This is a genomic window from Cobetia sp. Ld8 (genome assembly GCF_045066615.1).
Taxonomy (GTDB): domain Bacteria; phylum Pseudomonadota; class Gammaproteobacteria; order Pseudomonadales; family Halomonadaceae; genus Cobetia; species Cobetia amphilecti.
In genome coordinates, this window is sequence record NZ_JBISHF010000007.1 from 536,157 (window position 1) to 557,090 (window position 20,934).

The 20,934-nt window shown below is 62.8% G+C and carries 19 protein-coding genes; 10 read left to right on the forward strand and 9 right to left on the reverse strand.

Annotation, left to right across the window (positions count from 1 at the left end):
* Nucleotides 1-45: 45 nt before the first annotated feature.
* The 5 genes from ACJJV2_RS07120 to ACJJV2_RS07140 all read right to left on the reverse strand — a co-directional run bounded on the left by ACJJV2_RS07120 (nt 46) and on the right by ACJJV2_RS07140 (nt 4,389).
* Nucleotides 46-582 (reverse strand): response regulator transcription factor, encoded by a 537-nt coding sequence (locus tag ACJJV2_RS07120; RefSeq protein ID WP_043336058.1) that lies wholly within the window; start codon nt 580-582, stop codon nt 46-48.
* Between the two features lie 32 nt (nt 583-614).
* A complete protein-coding gene (locus ACJJV2_RS07125; protein WP_176677262.1) occupies nt 615-1,886 on the reverse strand; it encodes an ATP-binding protein in 1,272 nt (423 codons plus the stop codon).
* A gap of 168 nt (nt 1,887-2,054) precedes the next feature.
* Entirely contained in the window at nt 2,055-3,602 is a 1,548-nt protein-coding gene (locus ACJJV2_RS07130; protein ID WP_405279429.1) for a DASH family cryptochrome, read from the reverse strand.
* Nucleotides 3,589-3,756 carry a DUF2256 domain-containing protein gene (locus ACJJV2_RS07135; RefSeq protein WP_084589600.1) on the reverse strand — a complete coding sequence of 56 codons (168 nt, stop codon included), beginning with the start codon at nt 3,754-3,756 and terminating at the stop codon, nt 3,589-3,591. The genes ACJJV2_RS07130 and ACJJV2_RS07135 overlap by 14 nt, the downstream gene beginning before the upstream one ends.
* A gap of 114 nt (nt 3,757-3,870) precedes the next feature.
* Nucleotides 3,871-4,389 carry a MarR family winged helix-turn-helix transcriptional regulator gene (locus ACJJV2_RS07140; protein ID WP_405279433.1) on the reverse strand — a complete coding sequence of 173 codons (519 nt, stop codon included), beginning with the start codon at nt 4,387-4,389 and terminating at the stop codon, nt 3,871-3,873.
* A gap of 248 nt (nt 4,390-4,637) precedes the next feature.
* Between ACJJV2_RS07140 and hmgA the strand changes: the two genes are divergently transcribed.
* From hmgA to maiA, 3 genes are all read left to right on the forward strand, one after another.
* Nucleotides 4,638-5,966: a homogentisate 1,2-dioxygenase gene (gene hmgA, locus ACJJV2_RS07145; protein WP_405279436.1), complete on the forward strand. Its 1,329-nt coding sequence runs from the start codon at nt 4,638-4,640 to the stop codon at nt 5,964-5,966.
* Between the two features lie 109 nt (nt 5,967-6,075).
* A complete protein-coding gene (locus ACJJV2_RS07150) occupies nt 6,076-7,095 on the forward strand; it encodes a fumarylacetoacetate hydrolase family protein (RefSeq protein ID WP_285461052.1) in 1,020 nt (339 codons plus the stop codon).
* Nucleotides 7,096-7,240: 145 nt separating this feature from the next.
* The gene (gene maiA / locus ACJJV2_RS07155) at nt 7,241-7,891 is read left to right on the forward strand and encodes a maleylacetoacetate isomerase (protein ID WP_405280707.1); all 651 of its coding nucleotides are present in this window, start codon (nt 7,241-7,243) and stop codon (nt 7,889-7,891) included.
* Nucleotides 7,892-7,963: 72 nt separating this feature from the next.
* Here the strand turns inward: maiA and ACJJV2_RS07160 are convergent, their stop codons facing one another.
* Complete coding sequence (locus tag ACJJV2_RS07160; RefSeq protein WP_405279440.1) at nt 7,964-8,746, reverse strand: cation transporter; 783 nt, start codon at nt 8,744-8,746, stop codon at nt 7,964-7,966.
* A 68-nt stretch (nt 8,747-8,814) separates the two neighbouring features.
* Between ACJJV2_RS07160 and ACJJV2_RS07165 the strand changes: the two genes are divergently transcribed.
* On the forward strand, nt 8,815-9,285 hold the full coding sequence (locus tag ACJJV2_RS07165; protein ID WP_405279443.1) for a helix-turn-helix domain-containing protein: 471 nt from the start codon (nt 8,815-8,817) through the stop codon (nt 9,283-9,285).
* Between the two features lie 82 nt (nt 9,286-9,367).
* Here ACJJV2_RS07165 and ACJJV2_RS07170 read toward each other — a convergent pair whose 3' ends face one another.
* Both ACJJV2_RS07170 and ACJJV2_RS07175 read right to left on the reverse strand, forming a co-directional pair.
* On the reverse strand, nt 9,368-10,108 hold the full coding sequence (locus ACJJV2_RS07170) for an aspartate/glutamate racemase family protein (protein ID WP_405279446.1): 741 nt from the start codon (nt 10,106-10,108) through the stop codon (nt 9,368-9,370).
* A gap of 100 nt (nt 10,109-10,208) precedes the next feature.
* Nucleotides 10,209-11,693: a Na+/H+ antiporter NhaC family protein gene (locus ACJJV2_RS07175; protein WP_405279449.1), complete on the reverse strand. Its 1,485-nt coding sequence runs from the start codon at nt 11,691-11,693 to the stop codon at nt 10,209-10,211.
* 205 nt (nt 11,694-11,898) lie between these two features.
* Here ACJJV2_RS07175 and ACJJV2_RS07180 point away from each other — a divergent pair, with 205 nt between their 5' ends.
* The 5 genes from ACJJV2_RS07180 to ACJJV2_RS07200 all read left to right on the forward strand — a co-directional run bounded on the left by ACJJV2_RS07180 (nt 11,899) and on the right by ACJJV2_RS07200 (nt 19,148).
* Nucleotides 11,899-12,729 carry a helix-turn-helix transcriptional regulator gene (locus ACJJV2_RS07180; RefSeq protein ID WP_284728764.1) on the forward strand — a complete coding sequence of 277 codons (831 nt, stop codon included), beginning with the start codon at nt 11,899-11,901 and terminating at the stop codon, nt 12,727-12,729.
* A gap of 132 nt (nt 12,730-12,861) precedes the next feature.
* The gene (locus ACJJV2_RS07185) at nt 12,862-14,451 is read left to right on the forward strand and encodes a peptide chain release factor 3 (protein WP_153635928.1); all 1,590 of its coding nucleotides are present in this window, start codon (nt 12,862-12,864) and stop codon (nt 14,449-14,451) included.
* Between the two features lie 388 nt (nt 14,452-14,839).
* Entirely contained in the window at nt 14,840-15,322 is a 483-nt protein-coding gene (gene mscL / locus ACJJV2_RS07190) for a large conductance mechanosensitive channel protein MscL (RefSeq protein ID WP_405279454.1), read from the forward strand.
* Between the two features lie 140 nt (nt 15,323-15,462).
* Nucleotides 15,463-16,230: a TatD family hydrolase gene (locus ACJJV2_RS07195; RefSeq protein WP_405279457.1), complete on the forward strand. Its 768-nt coding sequence runs from the start codon at nt 15,463-15,465 to the stop codon at nt 16,228-16,230.
* A gap of 74 nt (nt 16,231-16,304) precedes the next feature.
* Nucleotides 16,305-19,148, forward strand: coding sequence for an EAL domain-containing protein (locus ACJJV2_RS07200; protein ID WP_405279460.1), 2,844 nt, complete (start codon nt 16,305-16,307; stop codon nt 19,146-19,148).
* A 132-nt stretch (nt 19,149-19,280) separates the two neighbouring features.
* Here the strand turns inward: ACJJV2_RS07200 and ACJJV2_RS07205 are convergent, their stop codons facing one another.
* Complete coding sequence (locus ACJJV2_RS07205; RefSeq protein WP_405279463.1) at nt 19,281-20,417, reverse strand: YgfZ/GcvT domain-containing protein; 1,137 nt, start codon at nt 20,415-20,417, stop codon at nt 19,281-19,283.
* 284 nt (nt 20,418-20,701) lie between these two features.
* Here ACJJV2_RS07205 and ACJJV2_RS07210 point away from each other — a divergent pair, with 284 nt between their 5' ends.
* Nucleotides 20,702-20,893, forward strand: a complete 192-nt coding sequence (locus ACJJV2_RS07210) for a hypothetical protein (protein WP_054557000.1) — start codon at nt 20,702-20,704, stop codon at nt 20,891-20,893.
* Nucleotides 20,894-20,934: the final 41 nt, after the last annotated feature.

Consider the following 20,934-nt stretch of genomic DNA (forward strand, 5'->3'; position numbering starts at 1 on the left):
AGCGAGGATGGTGAGGGCTTTTGCTTGGCCGGCAGAGCCGATGTCTCAGCGCTTGACCGGGCGCTTCTGCAGCTTGCGTTGCAGGGTACGGCGGTGCATGCCCAGGGCGCGGGCAGTGGAGGAGATGTTGCCATCGTGCTCGTTGAGCACCTTCTGGATGTGCTCCCAGGTCAGGCGGTTGACCGACGGCGGGTTGTCGGAGATCTCGGCGGCAGGGTCGCCGCCTTCGCGGTTGAAGGCGTTGAGAATCTCGTCGGCATCGGCGGGCTTGCACAGGTAGTTGACCGCGCCGAGCTTGATGGCTTCCACCGCGGTGGCGATGCTGGAATACCCGGTCAGCACCACGATACGCGTGTCAGGCAGCAGGGCGATCAGCTCGGGCAGCAGCTTGAGGCCGGAGCTCTGCTCGAGCTTCAGGTCCAACGTGATCAGCTCCGGGCGGTGGCTGCGTGCCACGCTGAGTGCCTGGGCTTCATCACGGGCCACTTCCACTTCATAGCCGCGGCGCGTCATGGCGCGCGCCGTGACCTGGCAGAAGAATTCATCATCGTCGATGATCAGCAGTCGGGTTGCATCGCTCATCAGGGTTCTCGCTTGGGCGGTCTTTGCCGCCATCATGTCAGATGAAGGGGGAGGCGCACTTCCGTCAAGGTGCCGCCATCTTCGTGGTTGTACAGACTGACGCCGCCACCGAACCGATTGATGGTGGCATGCGTGAGGAACAGGCCGATGCCCATGCCCTTGGATTTGGTGGAGATGAAGGTCTCGCCGAGCTGATCCGCCACCGCCATGGGCACACCATCGCCATGATCGCGGATGTCGATCAGCACTTCCTGATCGCGTTGCTCCAGGGTGATCTCGATATCATCCGGGCAGGCGTCGGCGGCATTGTTGAGCAGGTTCATCAGCGCCTGCTCAAGCGTGGTATCCACCAGCATGGAGGCCTGTTCAGCGCCGGGCGTCACCTCGACGCTATGCTGCACGTCCGGGCGCACCACCAGCCAGCGCTGCACGATTTCCTCCAGCCACTGGGCAGCATTGATGGGTTGAGGCTGTTCCATGCGGCGGCGGTCGGCCGCGGCCACCATCGCCTGCAGGCGTTGCTTGCAGGTGTCGACCTGACTGCGCAGCAGGGCAAGATCATCCTCCAGCTGAGGGTCATTCCTGTCCTTGGCATCCTCGCGCATCTCGCTCAACAGCACCGCCATGGTGGAGAGCGGTGTGCCCAGCTCATGCGCAGTGCCGGCGGCCTGGCTGGCCACCGCCAATACCTGCTCGCTGCGCAGGGCGGCCTCACGCGTGGTGGACAGCGCCTGATCCCGGGTGCGCAGGGCATGGGCCATCTTGTAGATGAAGTAGGTCACCAGCGACGCCGACAGGCCGAAGTTCAGCCACATGCCGATGACATGCAGGCTGATGCGTCCACCCAGCTCATAGGTCGCCAGCTGCGGCACCGGCTCATAGAACACCATCAGGAAGCTGTAACAGCCCATGCCGACCGCGGCAATCACCCAGGCGTAGCGCCAAGGGAGCGTTGCGGCCGCCATGGTCACCGGCACCAGATAATAGGGCACGAAGGGATTGGTGGAGCCACCGGTATGGAAGAACAGCATCGTCAGACCGGCGATATCCACCAGCAGGTGAATCAGGTTCTCGGTGTCGGTGACGGGATGCGACTGCCCGAGGCGCCACCAGGTCGCGACATTGACCAGTCCCATCGCGATGATGATCGAGATGACGGGCAGCACATTGAGCTGAAAGCCGATGATCTCGAGCCCGAAGATGATCAGGATGAGAAAGCCGGTCCAGGTGATGCCGCGCGCGATGGTCAGACGAATGAGATTGCGGTGCGGCGTGGACAGTGGTGGCGGTAGCGGCTGATTCATGACGACTCCTGCGAGGAATGCGGCCATGATAGTGAATAAGGCTCATAAAGTGCAGCCCTGACGGTCAGTTAGCGCCAAGGCGCCATGCAATCCCCTGCGTTGCTTTCTCTTCGTTGCACCCTCTTCGTTGCACTCGTTTTGTGGCGCTCTCTTCGTGGTTCAAAGTTATCAGCCTCGCTCGAAGGAGCCACTCAGCCAGGGCGTCACGCGTGTCGGTGTGATGTCGGCCAGATGGGCCTCCCAACCCTCGACATGCGTGAGAGGCTGGCGCGGGTAGCTTCCCGCTGATCCGTTGCGGCCAGCGCTGCTTGACCAGGCGAGCCAGGGCGCATGGCGCTGCATGCCGGCGGGCAGTGTCGCAAGCTCCGGTAGCCAGCGGCTGACGTAATGACCGAGAGGATCATGCTGGCGTGCCTGCTTCATCATGTTGAAGTGGCGATCCCCGCGCGGATCGCGTCCGATACCCGCCAGATAGCGCCAGTTTCCCCAGTTGGAGGCGACGTCGTGATCCAGTAGCTGATGCTCGAACCAGGCCGCTCCCTGGCGCCAGTCCACGCCAAGGTCCTTGACCAGAAAGCTCGCCACGTTCTGGCGCATGCGGTTGCTCAGCCAGCCGGTCGCCGCCAGTTCGCGCATGCCGGCATCCACCCACGGTACCCCGGTCATTCCGGCCTGCCAGCGTTCAAGCGCTTCCGACGTCTGCGCATGGCTGCGCGGCCGAGCCGCGTCGTGGCCTGGGGACTCGCCCGTGAAGGTGTGCCTGCCCAGCCGTCGTGCATCCCAATGGAAGTATTCGCGCCATAAAAGCTCGACGCGGATCCAGTCGCTGTCCTTGAAGGCAGCCTGCGGATGCGCGCAGTGCTCGGGCAGCGTGGCCTGAAAGCGGTGCAGCGCGTCCAGTATCCGCCGCGGTGACAGACAGCCCAATGCCAGCCACACGGAGAAGCGGGTCGAGAAATCCGCGCCGCTGAGACGATTGCGGGTGGTCTTGTACTGGCCGGCGAAGGCCGGGCTCAGGTAATCCTGCAGGCGCTGCAAGCCGGCGGGCTCTCCGGGGGCAAAGGTGTATTCGCCACGGGTGTCGGCCTGCCAGTGGCGAGCCTTGAGCAGGTGCCTGGCCGTGCCCTGAAAACCTCGAGGGGCGGCCTCTGGCCAACCGGGGAGCGTGGATGGTACGTCCAGCGGGGCAGGCATGTCGGTGAGACTCGGGCGGGCCTTCTCCAGCTTGCGCCGGAAGGCACTGAAGCTCTCGGGGAGCGCGGCGAGTGGTTCCGGCAGCTCGTCTTCGTCCAGCAGCAAACCACTGTTCAATTGCCGCAGGCGACACTGGCTTGCCACCGCGCGTTGCTGGCGTTGTTCCACCACGCCCGTGGCGCGGCGCGTGATGACGCCCCGGCAGCCATATTGCCTTGCCAGTTGCCCAATCAGCTGTGCCGCGTCGCCGTGGAGGATCAGCAGGTCACTGCCGAGCGCCTGAAGTCGTGTGCGCAGCGATTCCAGGCTCCCGAGCAGGGCATGTTGCCGTCCCGTGCTGAGCGGCTGCAGGCGTGGCTCCCCGGGGCTGACGCTGCCGAAGGGCTGAAAGGTCGTCTCCGCCACCACATGCACGACCAGCAGGTGGGAGGCTTGCTCCTCGAGCGCGGCTTGCCACAACGGGTTGTCATCCAGGCGCAGGTCCTCGTTCAACCATACCAGCCAGGGATCAGTGGACGTCATCGCGCGCCTCCCGTGCCAGCTGGCGTGCGTTGCGACGACAGCGCTGACTGCAATGGCGTACGTCGTCCCAACAGTCCTGCCACTTCTTGCGCCACGTGAAGGGGCGCTGGCAGGTCTGGCACAGCTTGCTGGGCAGGTGCGGTTTGCGATGCATGCTGGCAAGGCTCCTTAAAAACAGTACGTAACCTATACCATGATTGTACATCATGCGAAATGGCGGCCAGGAAATCCCCTGTCATTCAGTTGATGAGCGCCTTGCATGCCTGCCTCAGTCGCCGCCCGGCAGTTGATCCAGTTGTCGCTCAAGAGTCTGCATGGTGAGCAGCAGATCACGGTATTGGCGTGCATTGACGGCGCCGAGCAGCTCATCCTCGAAACGCCGCGCTTCGGGAATCAGCTCGGCGAGCATGGCCTCGCCCTCGGCGGTCAGGACAAGCAACTGCGCACGCTGGTCCTGCTCGCTCGGGCGACGCAGGATCAGTTCACGGCTCTCCAGTGATTTGACGGCGCGCGAGACGCGTACCTTGTCCATGTGGGTGCGCAGGCTGATTTCCCGCGCGGTCATCGGCACGCCTCGGCTCAACCAGGCCAGCAGACGCCACTCGGCGACATTGATTGCGAAGCGCTCGCCATAGCGGGCGAACATCGCCTCACTGGTGCGCTCGGCCAGCCGGTTGAGGCGATAGGGCAGGAACTGGTCAAGATCCAGCTCGCAGCGGGGCGTGTCCTGTGAGGCATCCCCATCAAGGGCATCGCGCGCTTCGGGAGTGTCATCAGTGCGTTGCATCGAGAGTTACCTGTCTCGGTGAGAGGGCTGACTTGCATTGTCACGACAGTGCATGGCGGTCGGATCAGGTTACCGATGTTACCACTTTCGACAGCGAGCAAGACAAAAGTCGAGCAATTGAGCGATTGCCAAGGTTTGGATCTGTCTATATGGTTTCATATGTAACTAGTTGAGGGCGGTGGCGGCATGTCGTGCCGTGGATGCCCCAGGTCATCAGGAGCCGCGAGCCCACAAGGAGATGAATCGTCATGCGCGAGCGCAATGCTGAGTGTCATTATCACGCCGGTTTTCGAAATCATGTCTCCAGCGAGGCGTTGCCTGGCGCCTTGCCGCAGGGCCAGAACTCTCCCCAGCGTTGCCCCTATGGCCTGTACGCGGAGCAGTTGAGCGGCTCGGCCTTCACCGCGCCGCGTAGCCACAATCTGCGCAGCTGGCTTTACCGCATTCGGCCCTCGGTGGTGCAGGGCGCCTATCAGCCCATGGAGATGCCGCAGGTCGCCACCGCACCACTGGCCGAGGGAATGCCGGATCCCAACCCGATGCGCTGGGATCCCATCGCGTTCTGCGCCGGCGATTTTCTGGAAGGCCTGATCACGCTGGCGGTCAATGGGGATGCCCAGGCGCAGCAGGGCTGTGCCACGCACCTCTACGCCTTCTCTCGCGGCATGCAGCAGCGCTTTTTCTACAATGCTGATGGCGAATTGCTGATCGTGCCGCAGCAGGGTGCCATCGAGGTGCGCAGCGAGCTGGGCCTGCTGGAAGTCGCCAGCGGCGAGATCGTCGTGATCCCGCGTGGTATCAAGTTCCAGCTCAATCCGCTGGCGGGACACGCGGAGGGCTGTCGAGGCTATGTGGCCGAGAACTATGGCGCGCCTCTCGAGTTGCCCTCGCTGGGGCCCATCGGCAGCAATGGACTGGCCAATCCGCGTGACTTCCTCGCGCCATCGGCACGTTTCGAGGACGAAGCCGGTGACTTCACGCTGGTGGCCAAGTTCGGCGGGCGTTTCTGGCGCGCGAGCCTGGATCATTCACCGCTGGATGTCGTGGCCTGGCACGGCAACTACGCGCCCTACAAATATGATCTGGCGACCTTCAATACCATCAATACGGTCAGCTTCGATCATCCTGACCCCTCGATCTTCACCGTGCTGACATCACCGTCGGACACCGCCGGGGTCGCCAATCTCGACTTCGTGATCTTCCCGCCGCGCTGGATGGTCGCCGAGAACACCTTCCGACCGCCGTATTTCCATCGCAACCTGATGAGCGAGTTGATGGGGCTGATCCATGGTGAATATGACGCCAAACGCGAAGGTTTCCGTCCGGGCGGCGCGAGTCTTCACAACGCCATGACCCCGCATGGCCCCGATGCTGCCACCTTCGAGGCCGCCAGTCAGGCGGAACTTGCCCCCCGCTATCAGGGCAATACACTCGCCTTCATGTTCGAGAGTCGCTATCTGTTCCAGCCCACCCCACAGGCCCTGTCGTCGAGCGCTCGTCAGCGCGACTACGGCTCGGTCTGGCAGGGGCTCGCGTCTCACTTCACGCCTCACGCCACTCCTCAATTCACCCCCTGATTCACTCCTTAATTCACCCTGCATCAGTGATGACCTTTGACTGTTCATCGTCATCCGACCCCAGGCAATTCCTGCATTATTGCTCACGTTGCTCTTCAAGGAGGCACCCATGAAATTCGCTACCTACCAGGATGGTTCCCGTGATGGAACGCTGCTGCTGGTCTCCCGTGACCTGACCCGCGCCGTCAAGGTCGCGGATGTCGCCGCGACCCTGCAGGCGCTGCTGGAAGACTGGACGTCGCTGGCGCCCAGGCTCGAGCAACGCTACGCGGCGCTCAATGATGGCACGCTGACGGACGCCTTTGCGCTGGAAAGTCAGGCGCTGCATTCCCCGCTGCCGCGCAGTTATCAGTGGGCAGACGGCTCGGCGTATCTGAACCATGTTCAGCTGGTGCGCCAGGCGCGTGGCGCCGAGATGCCCGAGACCTTCTGGCATGACCCGCTGATGTATCAGGGCGGCAGCGACAGCTTCCTGGCCCCCAGCGCCGATATCGTATGTGTCAGTGAGGAGCATGGCATCGATTTCGAAGGCGAGATCGCCGTCATCACCGATGATGTGCCGATGCACGTCAGTCCGGAACAGGCCGAGGACCACATTCGCCTGTTGATGCTGGTCAATGACGTCAGTCTGCGTGGACTGATCCCCGGCGAGCTGGCCAAGGGCTTCGGCTTCTTCCAGGCCAAGCCGTCGTCAAGCTTCTCGCCCATCGCCGTGACGCCGGACGAGCTGGGGGATGCCTGGCAGCAGGGGCGCGTACATCTGCCGCTGAGCGTGCATCTCAATGGTGAGAAGTTCGGTGAGCCAGAGTCCGGGCCAGACATGATCTTCAGCTTCCCGCAGCTGGTGGCGCATGCCGCGAAGACTCGCCCACTGGGCGCCGGCGCGATCATCGGCTCAGGCACCGTGTCCAATCCCGGCAAGGATGGCGGCCCCGGCAAACCGATCAGCGAAGGGGGCGTGGGCTACAGCTGTCTGGCCGAAGTGCGCATGGTCGAGAAGATCCTGTTCGATGAGATTCGCACGCCCTTCATGCGTTTCGGTGATCGCATCCGCATCGAGATGTTTGATCGCGATGGCCAGAGCATCTTCGGCGCCATTGATCAGCAGGTGACGCAGTTGGACGCCTGATGGCGGCGTCGTGAGGCAGAGCTTCTCAGAGACATGTCTCGGGAAGACGTCGTGTGCCGGTAAGCCTCAAGCCAACTGGGTGCGAGGCAGTGCGAAGGGGCGGCCGGCATCCAACCGCGTCACAGGGGAGTGCAGCATGAGTTCAATGAGCCTGTATGGCTATTACCGTTCATCTACCAGCTATCGGGTAAGAATCGCGCTGGCGCTCAAGGGGATAGAGGTCGCTCAGGTGCCGGTCAATCTGCTCAAGGGCGAACAGCGCAGCGAGGACTATCTGGCCATCAACCCCCAGGGACTGGTGCCGACCCTGATGGTGGGAGATACCCCAACATCTGTGGCCCTGACCCAGTCGCTCGCGATCATGGAATATCTGGAGGAGCGCTGGCCCACCCCGGCGCTGTTGCCCTCAGCGCCGGAAGCGCGTGCGAAGGTGCGCTCACTGTGCCAGTTCATGGCCTGTGAGATGCATCCGCTCAACAATCCGCGCGTGCTCAATTATCTGACCGATCGGCTTGAGGTCACCCAGCAGCAGCGCCTTGAGTGGTACCGACACTGGGTCGCCGAGGGCTTCGCGCGTCTGGAAGTGATGCTGGCGGAAAGTGCAGGGCGTTTCTGCCATGGAGATAGCCCGGGCATGGCGGATGCCTGCCTGATGCCCCAGCTCTACAATGCGCGCCGCTTCGAGTGTGAACTCAAGGACTACCCGAGGATTCTGGCCATCGAGGCGGCCTGTCAGTCACTGGAAGCTTTCCAGCAGGCCCACCCCGAGCGTCAGCCAGATTGTCCGGCGGCTTGATCATTGTCGGTATCTCGACATGAAAGCGCCCGGCGGTCTCGACGGGGCGCTTTTATGTCTCAGGCCATCGTCTCAACGACAGCACTTGCTGGAGTTGTCGCTGCTGACGGGTGTCTGCTCGACCACCACGGCAGACGTGGGTGGGGCGCAACAACTGCGGGTGGCGCAGGATGATGGCGGAGCGTAAGGGGCTTGGGAGCTTGCGTCTTGCTCATGCGCAGCTTGCACGCTTTCGGCCTGCTTGGCTTCGCGCAGCTCAAATCGCGCATCGCGTATGACCTGCCAGGCGGACTGCAGGAAGAGTGCGGCAATCGCCGCCCCCAGCAGCACATCCGGCCAGCGGGAGCCTGTCCAGCCGACCAGTAGTGCGGCGCCGAAGACCGAGGCATTGGCGATGATGTCATTGCGTGAACACAGCCAGGTGGAGCGCATGTTCAGATCATCCGACTTGAAGCGCCACAGCAGACCGAAGCAGACCAGATTGACGGCCAGTGCCAGCAGGGCGAAGGCGCCCATGCCGTGTGCGGCGGGGGCGACGCCATGGAGGGCCTGATAGCCCGCCTCGCCAAGGACGATCACGCCCAGCGCCAGCATCACGATACCTTTCACCAGCGCGCTCAACGCACGTTCACGCACGCTGCGGTGCAGGACGTAGAGGGTCAGGGCGTAGACGCTGGCATCGCCGAACATGTCGAGTGAATCCCCCAGCAGTGCGGTGGAGCCCAGCCACCAGGCTGCGGTGAATTCGATGAAGAACATGCTGGCATTCAGAGCCAGCAATATCTTGAGCACCTTGCCCTGAGAGGCTCTGAGCTCTGCCAGCTCGCCGGACTTGCTTTCGCAACAGCTTTTCATAAGGGGTCTTGGCCTCCTGTCGTATTGCTGACAGCATGGAGGTTATAGTCACTATAAGGTCAAGCCTCATGACACAAGGATCCGAGCGCGAGCCGGGAACAGCAGCACAAGACCCGCAAAGCTCCGGGGCTGTCACAGGGGCGATGAGCATCGGTCAGCTGGCCAAGGCCTCAGACGTCCAGGCGGTGACGATCCGCTACTACGAGAAGCAGGGGCTGTTGGCCCCGCAGCGGCGTGCGGCCAACGGCTATCGTGAATATGGCAATGCACAACTGCGCCGGTTGACCTTCGTCCGCCGTTGTCGGCGTCTGGGTTTCTCGCTGGATGATATCCGCGCCTTGTTGGGACTGGCGGACCAGCAGGCGTTGCCGTGCGATCAGATAGACGCGCGCATCGAGGCGCAGCTGGCCGAGGTGCGCAAGCGTCAGCGCGACCTCGCCGTCATGGAGGAGGAGTTGCAGCGCCTGACACATTGCTGTGCCGGCGGGGTGGTGGCGCAGTGCCGTATCGTCGAGTCACTGTCCGAGAGCGAGGAGTAAGGCCCCGGCAGGCAGTTAACTGTTGCCAGGGCTGGGTCAAGGAGGGGGGAAGTCAGGCGGGTTCAGGCGGTGCCAAGCCGGGTCAGACGCCGCAGGACTTGCGGGCGAGTTCCTCCGCGACCAGTTCCGTGACATCGATCAGTGTCTTGGCGGGGGCTGCGTCGTTGCCTGACGAGCTGACCGTCCTGACGGGAATCAGTGGCAGCTCGGTGCAGGCCAGCAGCACGGTGTCTGCCGACAGGCTCTCCAGCAGCGCATGAAAGCGCTGGACCACGCTCGGGTCATCGCCGCCATGCGCCTTCACGTCATAGATGATCTGATGCAGCAGGTGTGGGTCGGCGGGCACCTCGACTTCCACTACCTCCGCCAGTGCCCGATAGGGTGACCAGTCCCCCATGTCCGTCACGGATTTCGCGCCCAGCAGCGCCACCTTGCTCAAGCCGTCGCGCCGCACCCTGTCGATGACGACATCGCTGAACGACACCAGCTGGGCATTCAATGTCAGGGCCTCCAGCTGGGGCTGATAGTAGTTCAGCGTATTGCAGGCGATGGCGTAGTAGTCGACATGCTCGGCGAGCTTGTGGGCGCTGTCGGCCAGCGCCTCCCACACCTGTTGGTCATGAGTCTCGAGCTCCATGGACAGCCCGAGCGCCGGCTGGGAGATCAGGTGGACGTGTGGCGCATCCAGATCTCCCCGATAGCCAGGCCCGATACGGGCCTTGTTGGCGATCAGCAGCTTGTTCCAGAGGTCCAGTCCGGCATCCGGGCCGGAGCCGGTGAGGATGCCGATCACGTTGCGTTGGCGCAGCTCAGTATCTTGCATGGCGGTATCCGTCGTCTGTTGCGGGGCAGGCGGTGAAGGTTCAGTCGAGGGCAGCTCAGTCAAGAGCAGCTCAGTCAAGAGCAGCTCAGTCAGGGGCAGATCAGTTGGCTGAACTTGAGACTGAACTTGGGGCTGACGCTGACAGTGAGGAGCGCACAGCGGGCGTGTCGCCGGTGGCTTCGTCCTGCGCGCTCGCCTGGCCTGCCGGGCTGAAACGTCGGCCCCAGCCAGTGGCGATGGAGACACTCATCACGGCCAGCAGGACCCAGGCGTAGAGCACCCAGGGCGTCAGATCGAGCGGCATCAGGGCCGGCACGCCGGGGAAGGTTTCGGCGGCTTTCATGGATAGCCCGGAGGCGAACAGCAGTGCGGCGGACCAGGGCAGCGAATAGACCAGGGTGCAGGACATGCTGTCGATGATGTTGGCGCGACGGTAAGGGCTCAGGCCGAAGCGTTCACCGACCGGTTTGGCGTAGGACAGGCCGACCGCGAGGATCGCCGGGGCATTGATGCTCATCAGCGAGGACATCAGCAGCGAGAGCCCGGCCGAGGAGGCTTCCGCGCCACGCGGTGTGCGCACGACCCCCTTGAGCGCATTGATGAGCTTCTCACTGCCCCCGCCATCGAGCATCAGGCGAATGCCCGCCGACAGCAGGATCACCAGAATCGACAGGTCTGCCATCCAGCCGGCCACGCCGTTGATCAGCGCACCATTCTCGACCGACACGAAACCGCTCAGGGTGTTGAGGCCGGTGAGCATCGCCACCAGCATGCCGGACAGAATCCCCACGGTGGTGGCGAAGATCACATCGCCTTTCTTCATGGCCACGTAGATGGCAGCCAGGGCGGGCAGCAACATCACCAGGCCCTTGGGGTCCATGTGCTCGGCCAGCTGTTCATGCGCGACGACCAGCGGCGTCGTTTGCTGCGTCAGACTGATCAGCACCATCACCACGAGCGTGATGCTGCCGGCCACCAGCGTGAAAGGCAGTCGGGAGCGAACCACGCCGCCGATGTCAGCGCCCTGACTCGCCGCCGAGGAAATGGTGGTATCGGAGATGGGCGCCAGGTTGTCGCCGAAGGCGCCGCCGCCCACGATGGCCCCTGCCAGCAGCAGCGGGTCGGCTCCCAGCATGACGCCTGCGGGATAGAGCACGCCCATGCCCGCGGCGATGGTGCCGAAGCCGGTGCCTGCCGCGGTGGCGAACAGGGCGCAGGAGAGGAAGGTCACGACGAGGAAGGCCGTACCGGTGGCACCGGTGTGATAGGCCGCCCACAGGATGCCGTCCACCAGTCCCGAGGAGCGCAGTACCGTGGCGAAGATGCCGGCAAAGATCCACGCCGCCACCGGGGCGATGGCCACCTTGCTGGCCATGCCCTTCATGATGGTGTCGCTGTAGACGGACTTGTCACGGGCAAACAGGAAGGTGACCAGCAGGCCGGCGAGAATGCCGACCCACATGCCCTGGATGGTCGGCTCCTCCAGGCTGGTGGCCACATGGATGGCCGTGGTGATGAAGCACAGGATGGGCAGGAACGAGACCCAGGGCCCGCCGTGGAACGTGAGTTTGGATGCAGGAGTCATGCGATAGCCTCTTTTATGGTTATTACTATCTGCGTGTGAGGGACTTCTGCATTGCATCATTCACTCGTGAGGCGCGGAATTTGACGACCTGACTCAAGGTGGCGCACTCAGACGCACTATCTGATACAGACTGCGCCTGACGCGCTCTGGGTCATGGCGGGTGGGCGGCGTAGACTGAGGCTCTATCCCGGCGCGAGACAGACCCATGAACGAAGACCTGGCCCTCAATCTGCGGCTGCTGTGCAGCTACTACCGATCCATCGCCGAAGTGAGTCGGCGGCTCGAGATCAGTCGGCCACAGTTCAATCGATATCTGAGCGGTCAGTACCGGCCCGCTGCGCATACGCTGCGACGGATCTGCGAGTTCTTCGGGGTGGAGGAGCACGAGATCCTGCTGCCCAATCGTCAGTTCCAGCGTCTGGTGCAGGTGCGCCCCAAGCCGCGCGAGAGTCACGCCACGCGTGTGGAGAGCGAGCCGCTGGCGCAGCTGAGACGCTCGGGCGCCTCCGAGCTGAGCCGCTATGTGGGCCACTACTATGAGTACTATCTGTCGATGTCGTCGCCGGGGCGGATACTGCGGGGGCTGGTGTCCATCATCCAGCGTGAGGATGGCGTCTATTACCAGCGTCTTGAGCGCTTGGTCGAGCGCGAGTCGTCCGGCGTCGGCGTGTCACACTGCAAGTATCAGGGGATGGCGTTCTATCTGAGCGATCGCATCTTCATGACCGACTACGAGTCGATGACCGGCAATGAGATCACCCAGACCATCCTCTACCCGACCTTCACCAGCCGTGTGTCGCGCCTCAAGGGGCTGCGGATCGGGGTATCGGCAAGTGGTGACCGCACGCCGGCCAGCACTCGCGTGCTGCTCGAATATCTCGGGCGTGATATCCGGGTTCGCTGCGCGCTGAAGCAATGTGGCCTCTACCCCCTGGACAGCGACGAGATCGAGGATGCCATCCGCCACGAGATCCTCAATGATCAGGCGCCGGTGGGCGAGGGGCCCTGGCATTTTCGCGCGCGCAAGGATGACTGAAGGCCGCTGATCGCGCTCGCCTCTGTTGCCGCGCCGCGCCAGCCGCTACAATGCGCGCCATTCGTCTTGTTCTGCTATTCACCCAACAGTGCGCGCGGCGTGCCTCACGTCGGGCCGGATGCCTTTCAGCTCATGTCAGATTCCCAGATTGCCAAGGCGGCGGATGTGCGCCGTACATTCGCCATCATCTCTCACCCGGATGCCGGTAAGACCACCATTACCGAGAAGCTGCTGCTGTTCGGGAATGCCATCCAGATGGCCGGCTCGGTCAAGAGCAAGCGGGCCGATCGCCACGCGACCTCTGACTGGATGAAGATGGAGCAGGAGCGTGGCATCTCCGTGACCACCTCCGTGATGCAGTTCCCCTACAAGGACCGCATGGTCAACCTGCTGGATACCCCCGGGCACGAGGACTTCTCCGAAGATACCTACCGGACGCTGACGGCCGTCGACTCGGCGCTGATGGTTATCGATGGTGCCAAGGGTGTCGAGGACCGCACCATCAAGCTGATGGAAGTCTGCCGCCTGCGCACCACGCCGATCCTGACCTTCGTCAACAAGATGGACCGCGAGACGCGTGACCCCATCGAGGTGATGGACGAAGTCGAGACGGTGCTCAACATCCAGTGTGCGCCGATGACCTGGCCGATCGGCGTCGGCAAGGGCTTCAAGGGCGTCTATCACCTGCTCAATGACGAGATCCATCTCTACAAGCAGGGTCAGGGCAACCGCATCCCCGATGACGTGCGCATCAAGGGCCTCGATAGCCCCGAGGCCATCGAAGTGCTGGGTGAGGACCTGATCGAAGAACTGAGCATGGAAGTCGAGCTGGTGCGCGGCGCCTCTCACGAGTTCGATCTTGAGGCCTATCGTCGCGGTGAGCTGACGCCGGTCTACTTCGGTACCGCCATGGGCAACTTCGGCGTGCGCGAGATGCTCGACGGCTTCGTCGAATATGCCCCGCCGCCCCAGCCGCGCGATACCGATACCCGCGAAGTCACGGCCCACGATGAGCGTTTCACCGGCTTCGTGTTCAAGATCCAGGCCAACATGGACCCGAAACACCGTGACCGTGTCGCCTTCCTGCGTGTCTGCTCCGGCAAGTACGAGAAGAACATGAAGATGCGCCATGTGCGCATCAACAAGGACGTCAAGATTCCTGACGCCCTGACCTTCATGGCGGCGGACCGCTCCCACGTGGAAGAGGCCTGGCCGGGCGATATCATCGGCCTGCACAACCACGGCACCATCCAGATCGGTGACACCTTCACCATCGGCGAGGACATGCGCTTCACCGGCATTCCGCACTTCGCGCCGGAACTGTTCAAGCGCGTGCGCCTGAAGGACCCGCTGAAGATGAAGGCGCTGCAGAAAGGCCTGCAGCAGCTCTCCGAAGAGGGCGCGACCCAGGTCTTCCAGCCGTTCGACAACAACGACCTGATCGTCGGTGCCGTCGGTACGCTGCAGTTTGATGTGGTCGCTCACCGTCTGAAGGAAGAGTACAAGGTCGAGTGCATCTATGAGGCGATCAATGTGCAGACCGCGCGCTGGATCTACTGCGATGACACCAAGATGCTGGAAGACTTCAAGCGCAAGGCCAGTGCCAACCTGGCCTACGACGGCGGCGGCTGGCTGACCTACATCGCGCCGACCCGCGTCAACCTGCAGCTGACCCAGGAACGCTGGCCGGACATCACCTTCCGCGCGACCCGTGAGCACTGAGACAGTTGCCACAACGGCGTTGCCCTAGCGGCGATGTCGTAATGGCGTTGCCATAGCGACGCTGCGATAGGGAGACTGTCGATCACGCCATGAAGAACGCCACCCCTCGGGGTGGCGTTTTTTTATGCCCGGATAGAAGGTGGCGTTTTTCGTGGCCAGACATGCGTGTAACCCTACGTTTACACAGCCAACCCATCGCGCGGCATCAGCACGGCATAATGTTCGGGTCATGTTGTCTTGCTGGCATCCATGTGATGAAGCTTGCTAAGACGAAGGTCGGTAGGGCGCAGACAATGACAACAACAATGGCGTGGGATGTGTCTCAGTGCGGGCCATGCATGATGCGTGGCAATCCACCGGATGGTTAGCGAGTGACAGGAGATGACAGATGTCCGGATTCATGCAGGAATTTCGTGATTTTGCCGTCAAGGGAAGCGTCGTCGACATGGCGGTCGGAATCATCATCGGCGGGGCATTCACACTGATCGTCAAGAGTCTGGTCGGTGACATGCTCAACCCGCTGATCGGGCTTCTGATCGGCGGAGTCGATTTCGCCAACTTCTTCGTCGTCCTCAAGGAAGGCGCTCAGGCCGCGCCTTATGCCAGTCTCGAGGCCGCCAAGGAAGCGGGAGCCGTCACGCTGAACTATGGCTTGTTCATCAATGCCATCATCAGCTTCGCCCTGGTGGCGCTGGCGGTATTCGTGTTGATCCGCCAGATCAACAAGCTCAAGAAGGAAGCCGAGGAAGCGCCGGAAGAGATCACCGACAAGGATTGCCCGTATTGCCTTTCCAAGGTGCCGCTGGCGGCGACCCGTTGTGGTCATTGCACCTCCGAGCTGGCGCCGGCAGCGCCGGTGGAGGCGGCCTAGGCCATCTGCGCCAGTCACGACGACTGACGGAGCATTATCGACAATCGTCCTCAAGAGGCCGGCCACCAGGCCGGTCCCTTCGTTTGTCTGACACCCGCTGATATAGCACGATGGCTGTACGACCATCACCGGGAGATTCCATGCTGATTGACAGCCATTGCCATCTGGATTTCGCTGACTTCATGCCGGATCGTGAGGCGGTCATCGCGCGTGCCGAGCAGGAAGACGTCTCGGCCTTCGTGGTGCCCGCCACCACGGTGGCAAGCTTTTCGGCAGTGCTGGCGCTGGTGGATTCATCGGCGCGTATCTTCGGTGCCCTGGGACTGCATCCCTATTTTCTGTCCGAGCATGGCGAGGGCGCGCTGGCGGCGCTTCATCAGGCCCTTGATCAGCATGCTGGCCAGATCGTCGCGTTGGGCGAATGTGGCTTCGATGCGCGACTGGCCGATCATGACGCCCAATGGAATCTGTTCGAGGCCCAGCTGAGCATGGCACGCGAATTCTCCTTGCCTGTCATCGTGCACTGCGTGCGCGCCAATGACGAAGTCGCCAAGCGCATCAGGCAGGCACGACTCACCCGTGGCGGCATCATCCACGCCTTCGCGGGCAGTCAGGTGCAGGCGGAGCGCTTTCTCGAGCTTGGCTTCGTGCTGGGGCTGGGCGGCAGCGTGACCTACCCGCGTGCCAACAAGCTGCGCGGAGTGGTGGCGTCACTGCCCGACGATGGCTTCGTGTTGGAAACCGATAGCCCCGACATGCCGTTGTGCGGGTTTCAGGGTCAGCGCAATGAGCCATCGCGAGTGGCGAAGGTCGCGGAAGTGGTGGCGGAACTCCGCTCGAGCAGTCGCCACGATATCGCGTTATCCACGACGACGAATGTGCAGCGTATTCTTCAACTGAACGTCTGATCTAGACTGACCTCATTGGGCAGGCGACAGCCTGCCGACCCGATTCAGGAGGTCGCCTCATCATCGGTAAATCAATGTCAGATTCTTCAGCATCGCGTTCCTCCTCTCGTGTGCCGGCACACGAGTCTTCTGCTGTCTTCGCGCACGCCTCACTGCCTGCTGGCCCCCGTTATCGGATGTACCTGCTGCCGCTGCTGTTGCTGGCGGCATTGCTGGCCACCGCCTGGTTGACGGCCAGCCAGATCACGCAATCCCGCGAGGCGGATCGTGAGTCCGACAGGCAGCGCCTGGCCTTATGGGTCAAGAGTGAACAGCGCCTGCTCAAGGGGCAGTTGCAGGAGAACGGCTACTGGGAAGAAGCCGTGACCAAGTTTCTGCGCGAGCCCGAGCTTGACACGACCTGGCTCGAATACATGTATGGCCCCGAGTTCGCCATCAATACCGGCATACATCTGATCTCCGCCGTGCATGGCGATGGGCAGGTGGCAGCCTGGACGCAGCACAATGCCGGGTCCCCGGGGTCCGACTGGCTGGGCAAGCAGCCGGTGAGCTGGCGACGTGCGCTCGCCCCCGTCATGCAGGTTGCCCGCCAGACACCGACACAACCTCAGCTGGCCTGGTTGATGGTCGACAACCAGCCGTGGCTGATCGGCATGCAGGGGCTCTACGAGGATGAGGAGGCCTTGCCACCGCGGAACGAGCAGGGGCTGTTGATTCTGGGCATGCCGCTTACGGCAGATCTGCTGGATGAGCAGGCGGTCGTGCTGGGCTTGAAGGGGCTGCAGGTGGTCAGCAACGCCATGCCGCAGCCCATCGCGGCGCAGCAGGTTTGCGTTGCCTTGCCCGCGTCCGGCCGTGCCGATCGCTACAACCATGCCAAGGCCTGCTGGCAGGATGAAAACCGCGTCGCTCAGCTGGTGCAGGAGATGGGCACTCCGCTGGCGGTATTGCTGTTGGTCATCCTGTTGGCGGGCTTGGGGACCCTTGGCATGTTGGTGCGCGACAGTCAGCGCCGCAGGGCGAGTCGGGCCTATGGTGCGCAACTTGAGCATCAATACCAGCGTCACAGCATTCTCAATCAGCAATTCCTGAGCGTCCCCTATGAAACCCACACGCCGCAGAATGCGCGTGCGTCCCTCGCCCAGTATCTACAGCGCGTGCGCGAGATGCTGGGGGCGGAGATCATCATCTATCGTCGTGAGGTGGGGAACCCCAACGCCGGCTACCTGATTCTGCAGAGTCATGATGAGCGCGAGTGGTTGAGTGAGGCATCGTTGCGACGTGATCCTCTCTGGCGCCTGCCGGTGGGGCGTGTGTGTGTGTCAGCCGATGATCGCTCGCGGCGCTCTGGCGATGGGAGCGTCGACAAGAGTGTCGGTGAGCAGGAAGATCGCGCGCTGCAGTTATGTCAGCGACTGGGCGCCAGTCAGCTGATGGGCTATTCGGTCTCGCCGCACCCCGGGCGCAGCGAATTGCTGCTGGTGGCCAGTCGCGGCCATCGGCTCAACGCCGCCGAGATGATGCCGTTGCTGGACATGACACTCGATACGCTGGTGGTACGTGGACTGGAGCAGGAGCGTGTGCTGCTACAGCATCAGTTGCTCGAGGAGCGTGAGACGGATATCGACACCGGTCTGCTCAGCCGTGAGGGCATGCTGCGTCTGATCAGGATGCGGATTGATCAGCTGGGTGAGGTCGCGCCGATGGAGGGATTCGTGCTGATAGCGCTGCGTATCGGCGGGCTGCAGGTGCTCTACGATCATAAGGGCGCTGAGCCGGGCAATTACCAGCTCGAGCAGATCCAGGGGCGCATTGCCCCCTTGCTGGGCAATTCCGGTGATGTGGCGCGTCTCGAGACCGACAGATTGCTGATCATGGTCCAGCGCCGGCTGCTTGAAGCGACGCGTGGCGGTATCAGTGGCTGGCTGGATAACCTGCTGAACGCCGTGCGCGACAAGGTCACACTCAATGATGAGGTGATCTATCTGCAGCCGAGTCTGGGCATCACGCGCTATCCAGAGGATGGCCATCAGGTGGATGCGCTGGTCTATCGCGCCGAGCGTGCCTTGCACGACACTCAGCAGTGCAAACGTGAATGGCATTTCTTCGATGAGGAGGCGGAGCGTGAGTTGCGTCGCCTCAAGCAGCTGGAGGCAGAATTCACTGTCGCGCTGCGTGAGAATCAGCTCAGACTCTTCGTGCAGCCGATCGTTGACGGACGTACTGGTCGCTTGCAGCTGTCGGAGGCGTTGATTCGCTGGCAGCACCCGGAACATGGCTTGATGGGCTCGGCGGATTTCGTGGCGATCGTCGAGTCCGCACGCCTGGATGTCGCGCTGGGGCGCTGGGTGCTCAAGGAAAGCATCGCGACCTTGATGCGCGTGCACGAAAGTGGCCACGAGCTGCATCTGAGCGTCAACGTGACCGTGCGCCACATGATGGACAAGCGCTTCCTGTCGGACCTGGAAATGTTGTTCCGGCACCCGGAGCTGTGTGAGCGCCTGACGCTTGAACTGGTAGAGAGCCAGCTGCCGGAAGATATTCAGACCCTGGCCGTGCTGTTCCAGGCCATACGGGCTCACGGAGTGGCATTGGCACTGGACGATTTCGGCACGGGCTACTCCTCGCTGTCACAGCTGCAGCGACTGCCGTTCGACAAGCTCAAGATCGATCGGCAGTTCGTGACGGCGCTGGGCTCCAGCAAGGGGCAGGCCATGATCGAAGCGATGCTGGGGCTGGCGGAGGCCTTCCATCTTGCGGTGGTGGCCGAAGGCATCGAGACGCCAGAGCAGCGAGCGGAATTGCTCGCGCATGGCTGCTCCCTGCATCAGGGCTATCTCTATGCACGACCGATGCCGGTGCAGGAGCTGATCGAGCACCTGATCGCAGGAGATGGCTGGCTGCCGGAAGGGCTGTGAGCCCCGGCAGGTGCGTGAGGTCTGCAATCCGTGAAAGACAAAAGCCCCGCACCTTGGCACGTGCGGGGCTTTCCTGTGGCGGCTTTGCAGCGATCAGTCCCTCAGGGAGATCAGCCTTTCAAGCCGTACCCTTCAGCCCTTGAGCTGCTCCGGGTCGCGACGCTCGACGGCATAGGGCAGCGCGCTGCGCTCAAGCTGGGTGCCATCTTCCAATGCCAATGCGATCTCTTCATCGCGCAGGCTGATCACGGCCAGCAGCTCCAGACGTCCCTGCTCATCATGGGCTGCCTGCAGCACTTCGCCGAGGGACTTGCCGTCGGGGCTTGTGACCTTGCTGCCTACCGCCGGCAAGTCGGCCGGCTGCGCCGTCTTCAGGCGTTGCAGGCGCTTCTTGACCTGGCCGCGGAAGTGGGCGCGTGCCACGACTTCCTGACCGGTATAGCAGCCCTTCTTGAAGCTGATCGCGGCGAGGGCTTCCAGATTGAGCATCTGTGGCAGCCAGCTGTCAGTCTGCGCGGAAGTGACCCACTGCAGACCGGCGCGGATATCTTCCAGGCACCAGCGGGTGTCGTCGCTGGCGGCCACATCGCGCGCGAAAAGCGTCGTCGCGAGGTCTGCCAGGGCGGCATGCGGGCCGACCAGTATCGCGCGCGGGGTATTGCCTGACGGCTGGCGCGCCAGCGCGCAGGCCTGCGGTTCTTCGCCCTCGCTCGACTGCAGGGGCGACGGGAGGACCGAGCGCATGGCCAGGTCATGCTCGGCCAGCGCAGGTGCCGCCAGGGCGTCGGCACAGGCCGCCAGAGTCTGCTCGCCGAGCAGGCCGAGCACGCTCAGCTCACTCGACACCTCCAGCGTCACCTTGTAGAAGGGCGCGAACTTGGCCAGATGGGCACGCAGCGGTTCGGCGGTGCCAGCCGGCATCACCAGCCACAGGCGCTCTTCGCTGACGCGCAGCAGCTGAGCCATGGCCAGAATGCGTCCCTTCGGGGTGCAGAAGGTCGTCAGCGGCGCCAGCTCGCCATCGACCAGACTCAGCTGCTGTGAGGTCTGTCCCTGCAGAAAGCGTTCGCCATCCTTGCCGCAGACCTCGAGTACCTCGAAATTGCCCAGCGGAGTCAGTGCATTCTCGGCCAAGGCACGGTCGGCTACGCCAACGTGAGGCATGTCAGCGAGTGGCATGGAGGCGTCGGCTGGCTCACCCAGCGTCAGGCGACCGTCCTCGCCGAGCTGGTAGCCGTGGTCTTGCATCAGGGTCTTAAAGGGATTCATCTACCACCATCCTGTTGCGAAGGAGTGAACTGCCGGTGGCGCACTGGCAACCATGCGGCATGTCGGATGCCCGCATTGTCACGCGCCAGCTGGCGGCTGTCAGCCCCTTGTGCCACATGTGGCCTCAAAAGAACGGGCAAATCAGTGTTCCCGTCCTGACAGGCGTTTCTCGGGCCTTGCTCGCGACGAGTCTGATGCGCGCTGACTGTCAGGCAACCGTGCTATTCTTGACGGCTGCAATGCGCCGCGGCGCCCCTTTTTTTCTGCATGACAGGAATGACACGATGGCCAGCTTTTCTCTTACTCTGATCGGCGTCGAGAGCGTCAAGGACGTCAACAAGGTCACCACGGCGCTGATGATGATGGATGGCGTCAAGGAAGCCGAGGTCGGACGTGGCTTTGCCGAAGTCGACGGTCAGGTGCGTTATGACGCGCTGGTCAAGACGGTCGAGAAGGCCGGTTACAAGGTCAAGTGACCGCAGTGCGGTGACGCTGGACAGGCGGGAAACAGGTAACG